This window comes from Pseudomonas mandelii, from assembly GCF_024138395.1.
GTDB classification, from domain to species: domain Bacteria; phylum Pseudomonadota; class Gammaproteobacteria; order Pseudomonadales; family Pseudomonadaceae; genus Aquipseudomonas; species Aquipseudomonas mandelii_E.
In genome coordinates, this window is the sequence record NZ_JAMYDU010000003.1 from 130,629 (window position 1) to 152,053 (window position 21,425).

Below are 21,425 nucleotides of genomic sequence, written 5' to 3' on the forward strand. Positions count from 1 at the left end.
ATTGAGCACTCCCAGCTCATGGTGGAAGGTGCGTACCAGCCAACCCTGCGCACTTATAACGAATCAGGGTAGTGCCACCCATCAAGTCAGTTCGTTCAGTCTAAATAACTGTCATTTATGTCAGTAGCCAGCGCCCCCCGTCTGCCGCTCAATGCATTCACACATCCACAGAAACAAGGAATGACTACGGTGAATACTTATAGAGGTCACACAGTGGGTTTTACCCACGCCCCCCACCCAAAGACTCCTCGCAAAAGTGCAATCCTTGGCTCTCCCGTTCTGGGCTATAGAACGGTATACACAGGCCAACTTCGATACTTCTGGGGCTCGGATAAATGGGGAGTTGTTTTACCGATGGAGGTGGTAAAAAACTTGCGGCCCTTCGTCGTCGTCAATACCCGCAAGGAGGATCAGGGTGGCATGGCTGTCGCTCACTGGGTCACCGCCGATGGCTCAGTCTCCTATGACAGCGAACCTGTCCCGATCACCGACCCTGGCAATGATCAACTGCTCGAGATCGCGGCGAATGAAATCGAAAGATTCACCGACAAGGAGGTAACGCTCAGCTACACCATCACGCTGAACGGCAACGAAACCACCTCACCCTTGCTAAAGGTAGAAGTAACGCCTGAGATGAAATATCAGCCAGCCATTGTCGAGGGACTGGTCGATAACGCACTTCAAACCTCTGACTACCCCAACGGCCTGACAACGACCATCCCGATCATAGAGAACTTGCGCGAATACAATGCCCTCTCTCTTATCTGGATTGTGACGGTCACTCCGAACAGATTTTCAAATTCGTGGAAACCGTCCCGGCAACCCGACCAACCGAACCCTTCAAATTCATGATCCCGCCTCACGCCTATATCCCCTATGCAGGGTACGCGTGTAGCGCCCAGTACATTATTTGGCTAGGGGCTGAAAGAGATGAGGACTTGCAATGGAGTACACGACCTATCCAATTCGCGCTCAAGTAAAAGCTGGGTTACCGGCCGGACAATGAGCAACCGCGCCCCCCGAAAAGATCAAAAGATCGCAGCCTCGCTTCGCTCGACAGCTCCTACAGGGACATGCGTTCACTTGATGTCAGGCCGGCCGGCAGGCCGCCTTGATTTTGATTTTGACGCTCCGCCCCCTCGAGAGCATGCCGAGCCTGGGCGAGGCACCGAACGACAGGGGCAAAGAGCGCTTGGTTACTTGGCGCTTTTCCAAGTGACCCGCCGTAAGGGCGGAACCCTAAGTGGCCATTACCGCAGAAACGGATATGTACCGGGAAGGTGTGTAGATACCCAAGGCCATCGCGGGCAAACCCGCTCCCACAGGGATCAGCGGTGACACAATTCTTGTGAACACCAGCGACCATTGTGGGAGCGGGCTTGCCCGCGATAGGGTCGAAGACCCGATTCAGGCAGCGCTAGAGATGGCTTTGGGCAACCGCTGATCAATCACCCGATACAGCGCACTGCTCTCTGGCCAGTTACGCATGAATCGAGCCCGATCCCGCGCGTACGCCGGGGCAAAGCTACTGATCGAGCCATGCTGACACATCGAATCCAGATCGATCAGCGCCCAGCGATCCTGCTGCCAGAACAGGTTATGGCCCTTAAAATCGCCATGGCTGATCCGCTCGCGAATCAGCTCGGCGAACAGGTGATCCAGAGCCTGCAACTCGGCTTGCGGCGCTTCGCCGCTTTCCACGTACGGCGCGAACCGCTCGATGATGTCCGGCCCCGGCAAATACTCGGTCACCAGGTACGCCCGGCTGCGCAGCCAGAGAAAACGCTTCTCCAGCAACGCCAACGGCTTGGGCGTGGCAATACCCAGGAACGCCAGGCGATTGCCTTCACGCCATGAGTGCCAGGCGCGGCTCGGGCGCCAGAAACGCTTGAGCCAATGGGCAAAGCCTTTGATGTTGTAGCGCTTGACCACCAATGTACGACCCGCCACCTCGACCTTGCCGACGCTCGCCGCGCCACCGGTCTTGTACAGATGGCCTTGATCGAGCAAGGCATCGGCCTGCTCCAGCACCGGCAACATCGCCGCCTCTTCCTCACGGCGAATCGCCCGCAAGCCGAACGCTCCGCGCTGGACGCTGAACAACGTGCATTCGCGGCCGACCTTGATCAGGAAATCCTTCAAACGCCAGCGACGGACTTTGTCGATCTGCTTCTGCAACGCTTCCATCGGCAAGGCATGCTCGCCGTTTTCCAGCAGGTAATACACCAGCAATTCTTCGGTGAAGGGCTCCAGCGATTTGGGCAACTGGGCAAAAAACACCCCTAGGTTTTCCAGGACTTTCTGCTGCGACAGTGGCTTGCCAGCCGTCTCGGCATGGATCCCGGCGCCATCGATCAAGTACAACTGACCGCCATGGCGCAGCAAGTTGTCCAGGTGCAGGTCTTCCTGCCACAGGCCCTTGCTGTGCAGATGACCGATCGCGCCCAACGCCTCGGCCAGCACCGAGGATTGTTCATCCGCCAACACGGGCAAGTGTTCGACCTGTTTCCAGGCGTCCCCCAGGCTCTCGGCGCCCTCAAGGAAATCGAACAACAGCCAGCCGCCTTCGCCGTCCTTCAGGCCATCAGCCAATAGCAACGGCGTGGTCAGCCCTTGAGCTGCGAGTAAACGCACGCCGTCCAGTTCACGCTGAAAGTGCCGCGCCGCTTTACCGCCGACCAGCAACTTGGCCAGCACCGGCCGACCGCGCCAGACGCCGGCGCCCACATAACGCTGACCCGGCAACACCCGCAGCAGGCTCAGCAATTGCAGCTCTGCAGCCCCCGCGGCATCGGCCAGTGGAATGTTCAGCGGCAGGCTTGGGCTGCGGCCGGCGTTTTTCAGTTCGGACAAACGCATCAACGCGTCTCCTTTTGGCTGCGCCGCGCACTCAGGCGCGATACCCAACTGTCCACCAGCGAACTGTTCAATGGCTGATCCAGATAAACCGCCAACAATTCGCGCAGCTGACTTTCGCTCCATTCCGGCGCCCGACGCAGCAACGGTTCCAGGTCCTTGACCCGATCACGTTGGCCGAACAACAACGGGCGGGTTTTTTCCAGGTCGATCAACTGAGCCTGATAACCGTCACCGGTGGCCTGAAGAAAAATATGCTTGGGATAGAAGCAACCGTGCAGTTGACGCACCTCGTGCAGACGTCGCGCCAGTTGCCCACAGGCTTTCAGAATCGCCGAGTGCTGCGCCGCGCTCAGGTCGGACCAGCGCTGCAACAGTGAATCCAGATCATCCCAACCGTCCAGCGCGCGGGTCAGCAGAATCGCCCGGACTTCGCCGTTGACCTTGCGCTCACCGAAGAACGCCGCCTGCAGCGCCGGAACACCCAGTTTCCGATAACGACTGATGTTGCGAAACTCACGGGCAAAACTTGGCTCGCCAAAGGGCGAATGCCATGTATGCATCAGGTAATTGCTCTGGCGCTTGAGGTAGTAGCCATGACCTTCCAGCTCCAGCCGAAACACGCTGCTCCAGCCATCACCAACGGTGTTGGGTTCATCCACCGCCTCGAGCTGTTTGGCCCAGAGCGCGTCGAAGGTGCCAAGGCCATGACGCTCAAGCAGCGCACGGTCTTCAGCAGCCAGAAAATCAGTCATTCGCGTCCCTCGAAAAATCTCACCACGTGCCGAATCCGTTTCTTGTCGGCGGCATCGAGCCGGGTGCATTGGCGGTATTGCAGGTAAAAGCGCAGGCGCTGAGTGGCCGACAGGTGATATTTGGCCACTTTGTCCAGACAAGCCAGGTCCTTGGTGATCCGGTACTTGAGCCAGAAGCCGCTCCAGAAATCACCGTTGGGGCAGTCGATCAGAAACAGCCGCGCCTCATCGTCGATCAGCAGGTTGCGCCACTTCAAATCGTTATGGGTAAACCGGTGGTCGTGCATGGTCCGGGTATAGCCCGCCAGCTGTCGACTGATGCTGTCGACCCAGGCGCGGTCGGCCAGCTTCGGATCATGCCGATCAGCCAAAGCCGACAAATCTTCGGTATGGGGCAGCTCACGTGTGATCATCGCCCCACGGTCATATGCCACGCCGCGTCGTTCCAGCCCCCAGGCCACTACTTCGGCGGTGGGAATACCCCATTTGGCGAAACGCTTGAGGTTTTGCCACTCGGCCTTCACCCGCGGCTTGCCCAGGTAGCGGCGCAGGCCTTTGCCGGCGCCGACGTAGCGCTTAACGTAATAGTTGACGCCATTGCGCTGGACGCGAATGACCTCGGACAGTGGATCGCGGGTCAGTCGCTCGCCCTTGAGCGCGAACACCGCGTCAAGACTGCCGAAGTCTTCTGCCAGATCGCTGTAAGCAGGTTCCAGTGTCCAGCCCGACATCAGAGCGCATCCCCATATCGCTGTTTACGCTCGTAGAGCTTGTTGGCCTTGCCTTCGAGCCATGCCAGCAGTCCCGCTTCTTCGGCCAGGATCTGGCGCAGCGGCTGCTGGAAATAACCCTTGAGGAAACGCAGTTTGTCGCGACGGGTCAGGCCAATATCGAGCGCCGAAAAATACAGCGCCGCCAGGTCCTTGTTGCGCCAGCGCTGGGTAATCGTCGGACGGGTCTGGGCACGGTGCAGATCGATCACCGACAGCTTGAAATCGTCGGCTGTTACCGGTTTATCGGTGTGCAGCAGGAAGTGGCAGATGTAGCAGTCGCGGTGGTTGACCCCGGCGCGGTGCATCATGCCGGTCATGCGCGCGACTTCGGCGATCAAGGCGCGCTTGAGTTTTGGCTCGGGCGGCTGCTTGACCCAGTCGATGCTGAAATCTTCGAGGCTGACGGTGGGCGCCAGCTCTTCAGTGACGATGAACGAATGCTGGTCCGCCGGGTTGCTGCCCTTTTCGCCGTAAGCGACAGCGGTCATGGTCGGCACGCCGACTTCTTGCAGACGCTGAATGGCCTTCCACTCCTGGCCCGCGCCAAGCACCGGCAGCTTGGCGGTCAGCAGGTTCTTGAAGATCTCGCCCCAGCCGATGCCACGGTGGATTTTCACGAAGAACCCGTGGCCGTCCACTTCAGTACGCAGTGTCCGGCGCGCTTCAAGCTCGCGGTACACCTCGCCCTCGAGGCCCTCGACTTCGGCGAACGGATCGCGTCCAGCCCAGAGGCTCTTGAACGGTTCAGCCAGCATCAACTTCATTAAGCGTGCTCCGCCAGAATCACATCGGCCGCGTGCTGCGGCATGCTGTAGAGGTCGGCCGTCTCGGCAAAAGCCAGACCGTTGCGGCTCCAGGCCGCCCGTGCGTTTGCGTCATTCAACATGCCGGTCAGGTACTGCGTCAGTTGCGCCTGATCGAAGGGTTCGTCCAGCACCAGGCCCGCGTCGGCCTCGGCGATATAATGGGCGTACCCGCACACCGCGCTCACCAGCACCGGCAAGCCGGCTACCACGGCCTCAAGCAATACCGTCCCGGTGTTTTCGTTGTACGCCGGGTGGATCAACAGATCGGCACCGAGCAGGAAACGCGGGATATCGCTGCGGCCCTTGAGGAACTGCACGTTGTCGCCGAGCCCCAATGTAGCGCTCTGCAACTGGAATACTTTGGGGTCGTCCTGACCAATTACAAACAGTCGGGTGCGCTTTTTCAGTTCGGCGGGCAAGGCGGCCAGCGCCTTGAGGCTGCGGTCCACGCCTTTGGTCTTGAACCCGGAGCCGATCTGCACCAGCAGCAGCTCATCCTCTTTCAGGTTGAACTCGCGACGAAACCCGGCACGGATCTCGGCAGCATTGGCCGGTGCGCGACGATCCGCAGAGATACCCGGCGGCAGCAAATGGAAGCGCGCAAGCGGCGTGTCGTAATGTTTGATGAACAGCGGCTGCTGCACTTCGGAAATCATCAGCACTTCGGTTTTGGCATCCTTGGCGAACACCGCGCGCTCGTACTCGGCGAAGTGCCGGTAGCGACCCCAACGACGGTACAGCGAGTTGCGCAGGTTCTGCGCTTTGTCTTCGAAGCAGCCGTCGGCGGCGTAGTAAACGTCCAGGCCCGGCATCTTGTTGAAACCGATCAGGCGATCCACCGGACGCTTGGCCAGATCGGCCTCCATCCACTCGGTGAGTTTTTCGTTGCGTCGATGATTGAAGAACGCCTTGACCGGTGCCACCAGCACTTCGAAACCCGGTGGAATATCGCCTTCCCAGATCAGTGTATAGACGCGAATTTGGTGGCCACGTTGCTGACACTCCAGGGCGATGCGCATGAAATCGCGCTGCAAGCCACCAAAGGGAAAGTATTTGTACAGGACGAATGCCAATTGCATCAGCGCAGCTCCTCAGCCAGTAACAACGCGCTCAGTCGGCTGGCGACACGCTCGGGATTCAGACGCGTGAAGCACAGGGGCCACTCGCGTTTCAGGTCGAACCGACGGGCATCGTCGGCCGTCGGTTGATAGGTGCATTTCTTTTGCAGGCACGGCGCGCAGGGGAAGTCGCTGGCCATGTGAATCTGCGACTTGCCGTACGCCCCGGTCAGGCCCGGGTTGGTCGGGCCGAACAGCGACAGGGTCGGCACGTCCAGCGCCGCAGCGAGGTGACCGAGACCGGTGTCCACCGCCACGCAGGCTTGCGCTCCGGCCAGGACTTTACCGACACCCGCCAGATTCAGTTTGGGCAGCACTTCGACGTGTCGCATGTCTTTGGCGATGCGTTCGGCGCGGGCCTTTTCGACCGGATTACCCCACGGCAGCTTCACCGCCACGCCGAGGTAACCCACCCGCTCGGCCAACTCGCGCCAGTAGGCTTCGGGCCAGTGCTTGGTGTCCCAAGTGGTGCCATGGAGAAACACCACGTACGGATTCTTGCGCGGCAACTCCACCAGTCGCTCGACGTTCAGGCCGTAGTCGCCCAGCCCTTTAGGCAGATCGTAACCCAGTGCCACCGCGAACAGCTGACGCACCCGCTCTACCGCATGCTGCCCACGGGCCACGGCCAGACGCCGGGAGTAGAAGCGCGCGGCAATCGGTTCGCGGGCCGAGTTCTTGTCCAGCCCGGCCACTGGGGCTTTGGCATAGCGAGTCAGCAAGGCGCTTTTCAGCAGGCCCTGGGCATCGATCACCAAGTCATATTGGGTCGCGCGAATGCTTTGTTTGAAGCGCTTCCACTCGCCACTCTTGATGGTCTGCCAGATGTTCTTGCGCCAGCGACGGATTGCCACCGGAATCACCTTGCCCACGGCCGGGTGCCAGGTCGGAATCTCGGCAAAGCCTTCTTCCACTACCCAGTCGAACGTGATGCCGGGGATCGCCCGCGCCGCGTCGGTCAACGCTGGCAACGCGTGAATCACGTCGCCCAGCGAAGAAGTCTTGATCAACAGTACCCGCAAACTATTTGACCTCGACCACAGTGCCCAGCAACCGCTGCAAGGCTTCGTTCACCGCTTTCGGCATGAGCTGGCGCAAACAATTGTAATGACCGAAACGGCAGGTGCGATCGAAGCATGGACTGCATTCGATGCCCAGGCGCACGATCTCGACGTGCTCGGCCAACGGAGGTGTGAAACCCGGCGAGGTCGAGCCGTACACCGCCACCAATGGGCGGTTCAGCGCGGCGGCCACGTGCATCAGGCCGGAGTCGTTAGAGACTACCGCGTCAGCGCAGGACAGCAGATCGATGGCCTCGGCCAGGGACGTGTCGCCACTGAGGTTCACCGACTCTTCACGCAGCCCGGGAATCAGCCGCGCGCGAATGTCTTCGCCCACTGCATGATCGTTTTTCGAACCGAACAGCCAGACCTGCCAGCCTTCACGGATCTTCGCTTCGGCGACCTTGGCATAGTGCTCGGACGGCCAGCGCTTGGACTCGCCAAACTCGGCGCCGGGGCACAACGCCAACACCGGACGGTCGAGGGCCAGACCGAACTTGGCCAGGGCGCCGTCGCGAGTTACCGGGTCGATCTGCAAGCTCGGCCGTGGATACGGTTGCGGCAACTCGACGCCGGGCTCAAAGGCCAAGGCCATGAAGCGCTCGATCATCAGCGGGTAACGTTCTTTGTCGAGCGCACGCACGTCATTGAGCAGGCCGTAACGGAACTCGCCGCGCCAGCCGGTACGTTTCGGGATACCGGCAAAAAACGGTACCAGCGCCGACTTCAGGGAATTGGGCAGCAGGATGGCCTGGTCGTACTGACCGGCCAGGGATTTACCGATGCGCCGACGCGTCGCCAGTTCCAGCACGCCGTGGCCGAGCGGGAAGCTCAAGGCCTGACGTACTTCGGGCATGCGCTCAAGAATCGGCCGGCTCCACTCGGGGGCCAGCACGTCGATTTCGCACTGCGGGTGGCGCTGCTTGAGACACTGAAAAAGTGTCTGCGCCATCACCATGTCACCGACCCAACTGGGCCCAACGATCAGAATTTTCATGTGGTTTCCATAAACGAGCCGGGGAGGCATACGCCTCCCCGCCTCGAGAATCCAGCACCTTCGGGGTGAACCGTCAGGTCATTTGGACGAGCCGATTGGGGCTCGCCGGATCAATTTTGTGCACATCCAGTGCGATGCAGCTTAGCGCGTTCAATCTACCAAACACCGCAGATCCAGTGTGGGAGCGAGCCTGCTCGCGATGGCGGCCTGACAGTCAGCATAAATGTTGAATGTGACGGCCTCATCGCGAGCAGGCTCGCTCCCACAGGGGGTATCAGGTGTTGCAAATATCCGGTTTCAGCTTAACCCCAGCTCGCGCCAGATCCGCATTACCTGCCGTCGTTCATCCACGAACTGGTCGCCCGGTATCACGCCGGCATCCTTCTGCAAGGCCTCCCGGTGAGCGGCGGAGCGGTAGGCCTTATAGGCCTCACGCAACAGGCTGGCGTCTTCGGCGGGCATCAGCCCGACCTCCTCCAACCCTTCCAGAATGCGGATATTGTCGGTATAGCGCAGCAATGACGGATGCGCCTCAGACCATGCCAGAGCCGCGTATTGCACCATAAATTCAATATCGACGATACCTCCGGCATCCTGCTTGAGATCGAACGGTGCCGTGGCCTCGAAGGCATTTGCCGCCGTACCCGCCGCCGTGCTCTTGCTGCCGAGATTATCGCGCATCTTGGCGCGCATCTCGCTGACCTCCTGGCGCAAGGTCGGCAGGACCCTCGGCTTGGCCAATACCGCCGCGCGAACCTTCTCGAAGGCCTGACCGACGTCCTGACTGCCCACCAGCACCCGCGCCCGCACCAGCGCCTGATGTTCCCAGGTCCAGGCTTCGTTTTCCTGATACCGGGCAAACGCCCCCAAAGAACTCACCAGCAAACCGGAAGCACCGGACGGCCGCAGGCGCATGTCCACTTCATACAGCTGGCCGGAGTTGGTCTGCGCCGTCAGCAAATGAATGATGCGCTGCCCGAGCCGGGTAAAAAACTGTGCGCCATCGATAGGCTTCGGCCCGTCGGTTTCCGCCTGCGGATCGCCGTCGTGGATGAACACCAGATCCAGGTCCGAACTATGCCCCAGCTCCAGGCCGCCGACTTTCCCGTAACCGACAATGATGAAACCAGGGTCGCACAACGTGCCGTCGGTGCGCAGCGGCGTACCGTACTTGGCTACCGTCTGGCGCCAGGCCAGGGCCAGCACTTGTTCGAGGATCGCTTCGGCGAGCCAGGTCAGGTAATCGCTGACCTTCATCAAAGGCAGACTGCCGGCGATTTCCGAGGCGGCGACGCGCAAGCGGTGCGCCAGCTTGAAATGCCGCAGAGCTTCCATTTGTTGTTCGAGGTCGTCTTCGGGAATCCGCGTCAAACGCTCACGCAATTCGGCAGCCAATTCCGGCGCCAGCGGTGGCTTGAACAACCGGCCTTCGTTGAGCAATTCATCGAGCAACAACGGAAAGCGGGTGATCTGTTCGGCAATCCACGGGCTCGCAGCGCACAGCGTCAGCAAGCGGCGCAGGGCGCCGGGGTTCTCGGTCAACAACACCAGATAGGCGGAACGACGCGCCACGGCTTCCACCAGTGGCAGCACCCGCTCCAGCACCAGATCGGGATTGGCATGTTCTACAGCCTGAGCCAGCAAACGCGGAATAAAAGCATCGAGGCGTTCACGCCCCAAGCGCTGCATGGCGCGCAATTGCGGACTGCCGCGCAGACTGGCCAAGGCTTTCAACGCCTTGGAAGCGTCGGCAAAACCACCCTCTTCCAGCTGACGGCACGCGGCCTCCTCGTCCTGCGCCTCTTCCCACAACGGCAGCCATTCGCCGCCGACCACCACTTCGCTCTCGGCGCCGTCCTCTTCATCGGGATCGGCGATCACCTGAGCAAAGTGCCAGGCCACCCGGCCACGCCAGTACATCAGCTGTTCGTGGAACGCCGTCCAGTTGGCAAACCCGAGCATAAAGGCAATGCGCGCCTGATCCTGTTCGCCATCCGGCAGCATCTGGGTCTGGCGGTCGGCAATCGCCTGGATCGCGTGTTCGGTGTAACGCAGAAACTCGTAGGCTTCGCGCAACTCGCTCACCACCGCCGCCGGCAGGTAACCCTGACCTTCGAGGGTGCTCAGCACTTTTAATAGAGGACGCTGCTGCAGGCTAAGGTCCCGGCCACCGTGAATCAGCTGGAAAGCCTGGGCGATAAATTCGACTTCACGAATGCCGCCCGAGCCGAGCTTGATGTTGTCGGCCATGCCCTTGCGCCGGACTTCCTGCTGGATCAGCTGCTTCATGGTGCGCAGCGCTTCGATGGCCGAGAAGTCCAGGTAACGCCGGTAAACGAACGGCCGCAGCATGTCGAGCAATTGGGCGCCGGCCACTTGATCGCCGGCCACCACACGCGCCTTGATCATCGCGTAGCGTTCCCAGTCGCGGCCCTGATCCTGATAATACTGCTCCAACGCATTGAAGCTCAGCACCAGTGCGCCGGACGAGCCATAAGGCCGCAAGCGCATGTCGACGCGGAACACGAAACCGTCAACGGTCATCGGGTCCAAGGCCTTGATCAGCCTCTGGCCGAGGCGAATGAAAAATCCCTGATTATCCAGCGACCGCTTCACGCCGACGGTTTCGCCGCCCTCGGGGTAAGCGAAGATCAAGTCGATGTCTGATGACAGATTCAGCTCCACGGCGCCGAGCTTGCCCATGCCGAGGATGACCATCTGCTGCGGTTCGCCGCTGCGCCGGCCAGTGGGCGTGCCGAACTGCTGGCAATGGCGCTGATACAACCACTGATAGGCCTGATCGATGCTGGCATCGGCCATGTCCGAGAGGTCGCGACAGCTCTGGATCAAATCGGCCTGGCGAGTCAGGTCGCGCCAGATGATCCGCACTTGCTGACGGGCGCGCTGGCGACGCAGGGCGCGGCCAAGCTGGTCGTCGGTTTCGGCAGTGCTCACCGCCGTCGCAATTTGTGCGCACAACTCGCCCGGCGCAAAGACGCGGTCCAGTTCGCCGGACTGCACCAGCTCAAGCAACATCAAAGGGTCACGCACACTCTGTTCAATGACAAAGTCGCTGGCCGCGGTGACGCGGGCAAATTGCGCCCAGCGCTCAGGAGTCCAGCCAGACAGGCCATGATCATCGGCCAGCGCCGCGACGGCCGTACGGAACGACTGCTCGGCACGGGTGACAAAGGGCAGGAGTACGCCGGGCAGTTCGGCAAGCGAAGGGAGGCTCATGGTCTATCCTTGATCGGCGTGCGGAGGGCTGCATGTAGTGATTCGTGAAAATGCGCTACCTGACCGACTGTCGAACAAAGGTTAGAAATAGCTGGAATTTGTTTATTTTTGGCAGCGATCATCAAGCCTTCACCTTTTTTGGTTGGCAAAAGACCAACCTTAACGATTATTCTCACAACGCAGCCGGAGGCCACAAGCCGATCTTCTGTAGTTTTACTACTCGTCTATACATTCGAAAGGCTGAAATGCCCGATGATTTGTAGTAAAACTACACGCCGCCGGAACATACCTCTCGGCAATCCAAGAATTTATATCGTCTGCCCACAAGGCCAGTCGCAAACTCAGGCAACCGATTCTGGAAGCCTTTCCGCCCTGGAGCAAGCCATGCAAGACCTCGATCCCGTCGAAACCCAGGAATGGCTGGACGCCCTGGAATCGGTTCTCGACAAAGAAGGCGAAGACCGTGCTCACTATCTGATGACCCGTATGGGTGAACTCGCGACCCGTAGCGGCTCGCAGCTCCCTTACGCCATCACCACGCCTTACCGCAACACGATTCCCGTTACCCACGAAGCACGCATGCCTGGCGACCTGTTCATGGAACGCCGCATTCGCTCGTTGGTGCGCTGGAACGCGATGGCCATGGTAATGCGTACGAACCTGAAAGATTCTGACCTGGGTGGTCACATCTCCAGCTTCGCTTCCAGTGCGACCCTGTATGACATCGGCTTCAACTACTTCTTCCAGGCCCCGACCGACGAACACGGCGGCGACCTGATCTACTTCCAGGGCCACACCTCGCCAGGCGTTTACGCCCGCGCGTTCATGGAAGGCCGCATCACCGAAGACCAGATGAACAACTTCCGCCAGGAAGTGGACGGTCAGGGCCTGTCGTCCTATCCGCACCCATGGCTGATGCCTGATTTCTGGCAGTTCCCGACGGTATCCATGGGTCTGGGCCCGATCCAGGCGATCTACCAGGCACGCTTCATGAAGTACCTGGAAGCCCGTGGCTTCATCCCCGAAGGCAAGCAAAAAGTCTGGTGTTTCCTGGGCGACGGCGAGTGCGACGAGCCGGAATCCCTGGGTGCCATCTCACTGGCTGGCCGCGAGAAACTGGACAACCTGATCTTCGTCATTAACTGCAACCTGCAGCGCCTTGATGGCCCGGTTCGCGGCAACGGCAAGATCATCCAGGAACTCGAAGGCGTGTTCCGCGGTGCTCACTGGAACGTGACCAAAGTCATCTGGGGCCGTTTCTGGGACCCACTGCTGGCCAAAGACGTCGACGGCATCCTGCAACGCCGCATGGACGAAGTCATCGACGGCGAGTACCAGAACTACAAAGCCAAAGACGGCGCATTCGTGCGTGAACACTTCTTCAACACGCCTGAACTCAAGGCGATGGTTGCTGATCTGTCCGACGACGAGATCTGGAAACTCAACCGTGGCGGCCACGACCCGTACAAGGTCTACGCGGCGTACCACGAAGCGGTCAACCACAAAGAGCAACCGACCGTCATCCTGGCCAAAACCATCAAAGGTTATGGCACCGGTGCCGGCGAAGCGAAAAACACCGCGCACAACACCAAGAAAGTCGATGTCGACAGCCTGAAGTTGTTCCGTGACCGCTTCGACATTCCGGTCAAAGACGAAGAGCTGGAAAACCTGCCGTTCTTCAAACCGGAACCTAACAGCGCTGAAGCCCGTTACCTGAGCGAGCGCCGCACTGCACTGGGCGGTTTCGTGCCACAGCGTCGTGCCAAAAGCTTCGACATCCCGACGCCACCGCTCGATACCCTCAAGGCAATCCTGGACGGCTCGGGCGACCGTGAAATTTCCACCACCATGGCCTTCGTGCGGATCCTCGCGCAGCTGGTCAAGGACAAGGAAATCGGTTCGCGCATTGTCCCGATCATCCCGGACGAAGCCCGTACCTTCGGTATGGAAGGCATGTTCCGTCAGTTGGGCATCTACTCGTCCGTTGGCCAGCTCTACGAGCCAGTCGATAAAGACCAGGTGATGTTCTACAAAGAAGACAAGAAGGGCCAGATCCTCGAAGAAGGCATCAACGAAGCGGGCGCCATGAGCTCCTTCATCGCTGCCGGTACTTCGTACTCCAGCCACAACCAGCCAATGCTGCCGTTCTACATCTTCTACTCGATGTTCGGCTTCCAGCGTATCGGCGACCTGGCCTGGGCCGCTGGCGACAGCCGCACCCGTGGCTTCCTGATCGGCGGTACCGCAGGCAGAACCACGCTGAACGGCGAAGGCCTGCAACACGAAGACGGTCACAGCCACATCCTGGCTGCCACCATCCCGAACTGCCGCACCTTTGATCCAACCTACGGCTATGAGCTGGCGGTGATCATCCAGGACGGCATGAAGAAGATGACCGAAGAGCAACAGGACGTTTTCTACTACATCACCGTGATGAACGAGTCCTACCAGCAACCCGCCATGCCGGCCGGTGTCGAGGAAGGCATCATCAAGGGCATGTACCTGCTCGAGGAAGACACCCGCGAAGCGGCGCACCACGTTCAGCTGATGGGCTCCGGCACCATCCTGCGTGAAGTCCGTGAAGCGGCGAAGATCCTGCGTGAACAGTTCAACGTCGGCGCTGACGTGTGGAGCGTTACCAGCTTCAACGAACTGCGTCGCGATGGCCTGGCCGTCGAGCGCAGCAACCGTCTGCACCCGGGCCAGAAGCCTGAACTGAGTTACGTCGAAGAGTGCCTGAACGGCCGTAAAGGTCCGGTCATCGCGTCTACCGACTACATGAAGCTGTTCGCTGAGCAAATTCGTCAGTGGGTCCCGTCCAAGGAATTCAAAGTCCTGGGCACCGATGGTTTCGGCCGCAGTGACAGCCGCAAGAAGCTGCGTCACTTCTTCGAAGTCGACCGTCATTTCGTGGTGTTGGCAGCCCTGGAAGCTTTGGCTGACCGTGGCGATATCGAACCCAAGGTGGTGTCTGAAGCCATCGCCAAGTTCGGTATCAACCCGGAAAAACGCAACCCACTGGACTGCTGAGGAGACACTCTGTGAGCGAACTCATTCGCGTACCTGACATCGGCAGCGGTGAAGGTGAAGTAATTGAACTGTTTGTGAAGGTCGGCGACCGTATCGAAGCCGACCAGAGCATCCTGACACTTGAGTCGGACAAGGCGAGCATGGAAGTGCCTGCGCCGAAAGCCGGTATCATCAAGAGCCTGAAAGTGAAGCTGGGCGATCGCCTGAAAGAAGGCGACGAGTTGCTGGAGCTGGAAGTCGAAGGTGCCGCTGCTGCGGCGCCTGCGGCTGCCGCTACGCCGGCTGCCAAGGCTGAAGCTGCGCCTGCTGCCGCGAAAGCGCCGGCTGCTCCAGCCGCCGCGCCTGCTGCTGCCAGCGTTCAGCAAGTGCATGTGCCGGACATCGGTTCGTCGGGCAAGGCCCAGATCATCGAGATTCAGGTCAAGGTCGGCGACACCGTCGCGGCTGATCAGTCGCTGATCACCCTGGAGTCCGACAAGGCGAGCATGGAAATCCCGTCGCCTGCCGCTGGCGTGGTCAAGGCCATCAACGTCAAGCTCAACGACGAAGTCGGCACCGGCGACCTGATTCTGGACCTGGAAGTGGCGGGTGCTGCGGCACCGGCCGCGGCCGCGTCAGCCCAGGCTGCCGCGCCTGCTGCCGCTGCTCCAGCGCCAGCCGCTGCGGCTCCGGCGGCTCCGGTTGCCGACACGGTTCAGGACATTCACGTCCCGGACATCGGTTCGGCGGGCAAGGCCAAGATCATCGAAGTGCTGGTCAAGGCTGGCGACACCGTCGTCGCCGACCAGTCGCTGATCACTCTGGAATCCGACAAGGCGAGCATGGAAATTCCATCGCCTGCCGCTGGCGTGGTGGAAAGCGTTTCCATCAAGCTGGATGACGAAGTCGGTACCGGCGACCTGATCCTGAAGCTGAAAGTCAAAGGCGCGGCACCTGCTGCAGCTCCGGCTCCAGCCGCTGCGGCACCTGCTGGTCCTGCTCCAGCCGCCGCAGCACCTGCTGCTCCGGCACCTTCCGCACCTGCGGCTGCCCCGGCCAAGCCTGGCGCCAAGGTTCACGCCGGCCCTGCCGTGCGTCAACTGGCCCGTGAGTTCGGCGTCGAGCTGAACGCGGTCAGCCCAAGCGGCCCGCACGGTCGTGTGCTGAAAGAAGACGTGCAGGTTTACGTCAAAGCCATGATGCAGAAGGCCAAGGAAGCACCGGCCGCTGGCGGCGCAACCGGCGGCGCGGGTATTCCGCCGATTCCGGTCGTGGACTTCAGCCGTTTCGGCGAAACCGAAGAAGTGCCAATGACTCGCCTGATGCAAATCGGCGCGTCGAGCCTGCATCGCAGCTGGCTGAACATTCCACACGTGACTCAGTTCGATTCGGCTGATATCACCGACCTGGAAGCGTTCCGTAACGCTCAGAAAGCCGTTGCAGAGAAGGCTGGCGTCAAGCTGACCATCCTGCCGCTGCTGCTCAAATCCTGCGCACACCTGCTCAAGGAACTGCCGGACTTCAACAGTTCGCTGGCACCTAGCGGCAAGGCGATCATCCGCAAGAAGTACGTGAACATCGGCTTCGCCGTCGACACCCCTGAAGGCCTGCTGGTACCGGTCATCAAGAACGTCGACCAGAAGAGCCTGTTGCAACTGGCAGCCGAAGCCGCTGCGCTGGCAGCCAAGGCCCGCGACAAAAAGCTCACCGCTGACGACATGCAAGGCGCCTGCTTCACCATTTCCAGCCTCGGCCACATTGGCGGCACCGGCTTCACGCCGATCGTCAACGCGCCGGAAGTGGCGATCCTCGGTGTTTCCAAGGCAACCATTCAGCCAGTCTGGGACGGCAAAGCCTTCCAGCCGAAACTGATGCTGCCGCTGTCGCTGTCCTATGATCACCGTGTGATCAACGGCGCCGCTGCTGCACGCTTTACCAAGCGTCTGAGCGACCTGCTGGCGGACATCCGCACCATCCTGCTGTAATACCGACCGGCCCTCCTTCACCGGAGGGCCCGTCGCGTTCCACGTTTTCCGAGCGCCACGCTCGTACCTCAACCCCGCCAATTTGGCGGGGCTTTTTTTGCCCTGAAGAAAGCCCTCTGCCTGATGCCCGAGGCTGCGTTCGCCTGTAGCAGCTGTCGAGCCTGCGAGGCTGCGTTCGGCTGCGCAGCAGTCGTGAGTCCGACTGACGCGGTTTGCCTGATGCACCGCAAGTTCCGGTTTGACGACTGCTACGCAGCCGAACGCAGCCTCGCAAGCTCGGCAGCTGCTACAGATCGCACTACGGCTGAACTAACTGGCATTGCGCCCTCCTCCAAGTTCTATTCCTACATTCATGGCTTACGCCGCCTACAACTCGAGTCCACTTCCGCCCGATATTTTTTGCGAGCCAATAACTAGTCTTAGTTCGGAGAGTTTCCAATAGAAACTTCCACAACTTAATCTGCTTAGTTAGCATTACTTCGAATGGATTCGAACATGTTCAAACCGACTGTCGGCCCGATTATTGGCCATACAACAACTAACCACGCGCGCATTTTATTGCGCGGTGAATTACAGAGTAACGCCTTGGTATTTGCGGGCATCCGTTATCGGCGTGCCGGTGAAGAACATTGGTCCAAAGGCATATTTGCGAAACTGAGCATTTTGCGCGACATGTCCGATGTGATTGCACTCAATGATCTCGCCGCCGATACCGCCTATGAATATCAGGCAGGCTGGTTCAGCCCCATGAGCCCGGTGCATACCGTGGAGACGATTCAGGAACTGCCGCTGCAATGGCCTCGAGATATCTATCGCTTTCGCACGCAGTCCAGCAAAACCAAACGTCCACGGGCTTATGTCATCGGCTCATGTCGTTACCTGCGAATGACCGCTGGCATTGCATCGGCCCCGCATTTGGGTGATCGGATCTTTGCCTCGATCACCAGCCTGGCGGGACGCGCCGAGCCCCCCATCAGCGCCATGCTGATGACCGGCGATCAAATCTACGTCGATGATTTGAACCTCGTGGCCCCCGACCGGGAATACAAGGACATCCTCAGCAAATACCGCACGGCTTTTTCGCAACCTCATATCTCGAAGTTAATGTCCGGCGTGCCGACTTACATGATCCTCGACGACCATGAAATTGAAGACAACTGGCCCGCCAATGCAAGTAAGACGGATATTCACTTATACAGAAACGCCATGGCAGCGTATGAGCTCTATCAAGTCAGCCACAGCCCCGTACATGAACTGCTTACCAATGGGCAAGTAAACAGAGCGCTGCTGCCGCACTATTGGTATCAATTCACCGAGGGCGATATCGAATGGTTTATCACCGACAGCCGAACCCGGCGCAATCTGTCGGCCAGCGACCGACGCATCCTTGATGAAGAGCAGGAACAGGCGCTGCTCAAATGGCTGATCAACAGCCCGGCCCGGGTCAAGTTCGTGGTCACCAGTGTCATGTTCTACCCCGACCGCAAACTTAACGGCGATGACGCCTGGAAAGCCTTCCCGGAACAACGACTACGATTACTGGAGACGATTCGGACGCGCGGCATCAAGAACGTCTTGTTCATTTCCGGCGATGTTCACGGTTCGCTGACCAGCCGCCTGACCCACAGCGAAAATCCGGATTTCGAAGTTCATACCATCGTGTCTTCACCGCTGTGCAACAGCAAACTGTTGCCGTACGCCAAGGCATCGACTTTTATTCTCGACCAAGCGCTGGCCCGAACAGCCGCGGGAGACTATCGGCATGAGCTGACCAGTCAAGTGATCAGTCAGGACAACTTCGCCCACCTGGTCGTCGATGCCGAGCAGGTTCTGGTCAATTATCACGATCGGGATGGCAAGCAACTGCAGTCGATATCCATAAAACTGCGTTGATCCTGGAAAAGATCGCAGCCTTCCAGGAGCGGCCGAAGGCTGCAATTTTCTGACTCATTGCATTACTTTTCGGCCCCTCGCTGGAGAAATCTTCGCCCCTGCCGACATATTCTTATAGCACTTGGCCTTCATGTCTCTTGTCAGTCGGTGTCGCAATGATGCAACCTTTGCCGCAGACAACAAAAAAGAGGGCGAGAGCCCGGCGCGATCAGCATATTCGAAGCGAGTTTCCCTCCATATGAAGAGCCAACCCGATGCCGCCAGCCGTATGGTGGCCGAGGTAGTGACGCAGTTGCCTGTGCCCTCGCGGCTCGGCATGCTGCGTTTCGAACGGCTGAATGAACCGAGCTGGGCGCTTCTGTTTCTCGACCCCAATTGCGAACGACAGTTTGGCCTGCCGGCAGTGGAGCTCTGCGCTCTGGTTGGTTCGCCCTATGCCAGCCTGATGGAGCCCGAAGCGCGCTATCAACTGCACGACACGATCCAGCAGCAACTCACCAATAGCCCGCATTACCTGATTCGCTACACCTTGCACACCGCGGCCGGGGTACTGAGCCTGCTGGAGCTGGGCGAAGCTTACAAACAACACAATCGGCACCTGCTGCGCGGCTACCTCATGGTGGTGGACGGTCTGTTCAACAGCGAACCGCTGCTGCCCGCGCTGGATCTGGAAACCCAGAACTCACGCCTGCAAATCGCCCTGGAACTCAATCAACGCGCCCAGCAGGAACAACTGCAGCACCTGGACCGGGTACGCGCCCAGCAAGACCTGATCCTGCTGCTGACCCGCCAGCGCTACAGCACCAACAATTCCTTGCAAGAAGCCGCCGAGCTGATCACCCGCAGCGCCTGCGACATCTACGAAGTCGACTGCGCCAGCCTGTGGCACCTCGACGGCTCGCTACTGACGCCGATCTCGGCCTATCACCGCGCCACCCGAGACCACCAACTGCCGGAGACGATCGACGCCAGTGGTTATCCCGATTACCTCGACGCCTTGCACACCGGGCGCGCTATCGATGCCCAGAACGCCATGCGCGACCCGCGCACCCGGGAAATAGCCGAGAGCCTGCGCCCACGCGACGTCAACGCCATGCTCGACGCCAGCATCCGCGTCGATGGCCAAGTGGTCGGCGTGCTCTGTCTGGAACAGATCGGTGCCACCCGCGCCTGGCAGTCGGACGAAATCGCCTTTGCCGGCGAGCTGGCGGATCAGTTCGCGCAGGTCATCAACAACCACAACCGCCGCACCGCCACCAGCGCCCTGCACTTGTTCCAGCGCGCGGTAGAGCAAAGCGCCAACGCCTTTCTGCTGGTCAATTGCGACGGCGTGGTGGAGTACGTTAATCCAAGCTTTACCGCGATCACCCAGTACACCACCGAAGAAGTCCACGGCCAGCGGCTGTCGGAACTGCCGGCGCTGGAAAACCTCAGCGAATTGCTGTTCGACGCGCCGTCGGCACTGGCCAAAAGCAATAGTTGGCAGGGCGAGTTCAAGAGCCGGCGCAAAAACCTCGAACCCTACTGGGGCCAGTTGTCGATTTCCAAGGTTTATGGCGACAACCGTGAGCTGACGCACTACATCGGCATCTACGAAGACATTACCCAGACCAAGCTCGCCCAGCAGCGTATCGAGCGCCTGGCCTACACCGACAACCTGACCAATCTCGGCAACCGCCCGGCGTTCATCCGCAACCTCGACGAACGCTTCGCCCGAGACAGCGATTCGCCGATCAGCCTGCTGCTAGTGGACATCGACAACTTCAAGCGCATCAACGACAGCCTCGGCCACCAGACCGGCGACAAACTGCTGATCAGCCTGGCGCGACGCTTGCGCAACAGCCTGAGCCCGAGTGGCAGTCTGGCGCGCTTCGCCAGTAACGAATTCGCGGTGCTGCTGGACGACACTGACCTCTCGACTGGCCAGCAGGTCGCCAACCAATTGCTGGCAACCCTCGACAAACCGATGTTCGTCGACAACCAGTTGATCAGCGTCACCGGCTCCGTGGGCCTGGCCTGCGCGCCGCTCCATGGTCGTGATCCACAGACGCTGATGCGCAACGCCGGCCTGGCACTGCATAAGGCCAAGGCCAATGGCAAACACCAGGTGCAGGTGTTCACCGAAGCGCTGAATGCCGAGGCCAGCTACAAACTGTTCGTCGAGAACAACCTGCGCCGCGCCCTGACGCAGAACGAGCTGGACGTGTTCTACCAGCCCAAACTGTGCCTGCGCAGCGGTCGCTTGCTGGGCATGGAAGCGTTGCTGCGCTGGAACCATCCGGAAAAAGGCATGATCCGCCCGGACCAGTTCATCAGCGTCGCCGAAGAAACCGGGCTGATCATCCCGATCGGCAAATGGATCGCCCGCCAAGCCTGCCGCATGAGCAAAGAACTGACTGCCGCCGGCCTCGGCAATCTGCAAGTGGCGATCAACCTGTCGCCCAAACAGTTCTCCGACCCGGACCTGGTGGCGTCCATCGCCAATATCCTCAAGGAAGAAGAGCTGCCGGCGAACCTGCTGGAGCTGGAACTGACCGAAGGCCTGCTGCTGGAAGCCACCGAAGACACCCACTTGCAGCTCGATCAGCTCAAACGTCTGGGCCTGACCCTGGCGATGGACGACTTCGGCACCGGTTACTCGTCGCTCAGTTACTTGAAGAAATTCCCGATCGACATCATCAAGATCGATCGAAGCTTCATCCACGAAATCCCGGACAACCAGGACGACATGGAAATCACCTCCGCGGTAATCGCCATGGCCCACAACCTGAAACTCAAGGTCGTGGCTGAAGGCATCGAGACGGCCGAACAGCTCGCCTTCCTGCGCCGCCACCGCTGCGATGTCGGCCAGGGCTACCTGTTCGACCGACCGATCCCGGGGGCCGAGCTGATCGAAAAGCTCAAACGCTACCCGCGCGGCCCAATCGCCTGACAG

The 21,425-nt window shown here is 60.0% G+C and carries 13 protein-coding genes; 5 read left to right on the forward strand and 8 right to left on the reverse strand.

The genetic code is table 11. The features are described from left to right. Positions 1–354 precede the first annotated feature (354 nt). A complete protein-coding gene (locus tag NHU87_RS06905) occupies positions 355–852 on the forward strand; it encodes a hypothetical protein (protein ID WP_253546844.1) in 498 nt (165 codons plus the stop codon). Positions 853–1,407: 555 nt separating this feature from the next. On the opposite strand, the gene NHU87_RS06910 is transcribed toward NHU87_RS06905, so the two are convergent. The 8 genes from NHU87_RS06910 to glnE all read right to left on the reverse strand — a co-directional run bounded on the left by NHU87_RS06910 (position 1,408) and on the right by glnE (position 11,603). Continuing rightward, positions 1,408–2,859: a lipopolysaccharide kinase InaA family protein gene (locus NHU87_RS06910; RefSeq protein WP_253546846.1), complete on the reverse strand. Its 1,452-nt coding sequence runs from the start codon at positions 2,857–2,859 to the stop codon at positions 1,408–1,410. Continuing rightward, positions 2,859–3,611: a lipopolysaccharide kinase InaA family protein gene (locus NHU87_RS06915; protein WP_253546848.1), complete on the reverse strand. Its 753-nt coding sequence runs from the start codon at positions 3,609–3,611 to the stop codon at positions 2,859–2,861. Before NHU87_RS06915 ends, NHU87_RS06910 begins: the two co-directional genes overlap by 1 nt. Beyond that, complete coding sequence (locus tag NHU87_RS06920) at positions 3,608–4,342, reverse strand: lipopolysaccharide kinase InaA family protein (RefSeq protein ID WP_253546850.1); 735 nt, start codon at positions 4,340–4,342, stop codon at positions 3,608–3,610. The genes NHU87_RS06915 and NHU87_RS06920 overlap by 4 nt, the downstream gene beginning before the upstream one ends. Beyond that, positions 4,342–5,148: a lipopolysaccharide core heptose(I) kinase RfaP gene (gene rfaP, locus NHU87_RS06925; protein ID WP_095052848.1), complete on the reverse strand. Its 807-nt coding sequence runs from the start codon at positions 5,146–5,148 to the stop codon at positions 4,342–4,344. The genes NHU87_RS06920 and rfaP overlap by 1 nt, the downstream gene beginning before the upstream one ends. After that, a complete protein-coding gene (locus NHU87_RS06930) occupies positions 5,148–6,269 on the reverse strand; it encodes a glycosyltransferase family 4 protein (RefSeq protein WP_253546852.1) in 1,122 nt (373 codons plus the stop codon). The genes rfaP and NHU87_RS06930 overlap by 1 nt, the downstream gene beginning before the upstream one ends. Then, positions 6,269–7,330, reverse strand: coding sequence for a lipopolysaccharide heptosyltransferase I (gene waaC, locus NHU87_RS06935; protein WP_253546854.1), 1,062 nt, complete (start codon positions 7,328–7,330; stop codon positions 6,269–6,271). The genes NHU87_RS06930 and waaC overlap by 1 nt, the downstream gene beginning before the upstream one ends. A 1-nt stretch (position 7,331) precedes the next feature. Further along, the gene (waaF, locus tag NHU87_RS06940; RefSeq protein WP_253546856.1) at positions 7,332–8,366 is read right to left on the reverse strand and encodes a lipopolysaccharide heptosyltransferase II; all 1,035 of its coding nucleotides are present in this window, start codon (positions 8,364–8,366) and stop codon (positions 7,332–7,334) included. 297 nt (positions 8,367–8,663) lie between these two features. After that, entirely contained in the window at positions 8,664–11,603 is a 2,940-nt protein-coding gene (glnE, locus tag NHU87_RS06945) for a bifunctional [glutamate--ammonia ligase]-adenylyl-L-tyrosine phosphorylase/[glutamate--ammonia-ligase] adenylyltransferase (RefSeq protein ID WP_253546858.1), read from the reverse strand. Positions 11,604–11,987: 384 nt separating this feature from the next. Between glnE and aceE the strand changes: the two genes are divergently transcribed. From aceE to NHU87_RS06965, 4 genes are all read left to right on the forward strand, one after another. After that, positions 11,988–14,633 carry a pyruvate dehydrogenase (acetyl-transferring), homodimeric type gene (aceE, locus tag NHU87_RS06950; protein ID WP_253546860.1) on the forward strand — a complete coding sequence of 882 codons (2,646 nt, stop codon included), beginning with the start codon at positions 11,988–11,990 and terminating at the stop codon, positions 14,631–14,633. A gap of 11 nt (positions 14,634–14,644) precedes the next feature. Then, positions 14,645–16,597, forward strand: a complete 1,953-nt coding sequence (gene aceF, locus NHU87_RS06955) for a dihydrolipoyllysine-residue acetyltransferase (RefSeq protein WP_253546862.1) — start codon at positions 14,645–14,647, stop codon at positions 16,595–16,597. 495 nt (positions 16,598–17,092) lie between these two features. After that, positions 17,093–18,490 carry an alkaline phosphatase D family protein gene (locus tag NHU87_RS06960; protein WP_253546865.1) on the forward strand — a complete coding sequence of 466 codons (1,398 nt, stop codon included), beginning with the start codon at positions 17,093–17,095 and terminating at the stop codon, positions 18,488–18,490. A gap of 238 nt (positions 18,491–18,728) precedes the next feature. Beyond that, positions 18,729–21,422: a putative bifunctional diguanylate cyclase/phosphodiesterase gene (locus NHU87_RS06965; RefSeq protein WP_253546867.1), complete on the forward strand. Its 2,694-nt coding sequence runs from the start codon at positions 18,729–18,731 to the stop codon at positions 21,420–21,422. The last annotated feature ends 3 nt before the right edge of the window (positions 21,423–21,425 follow it).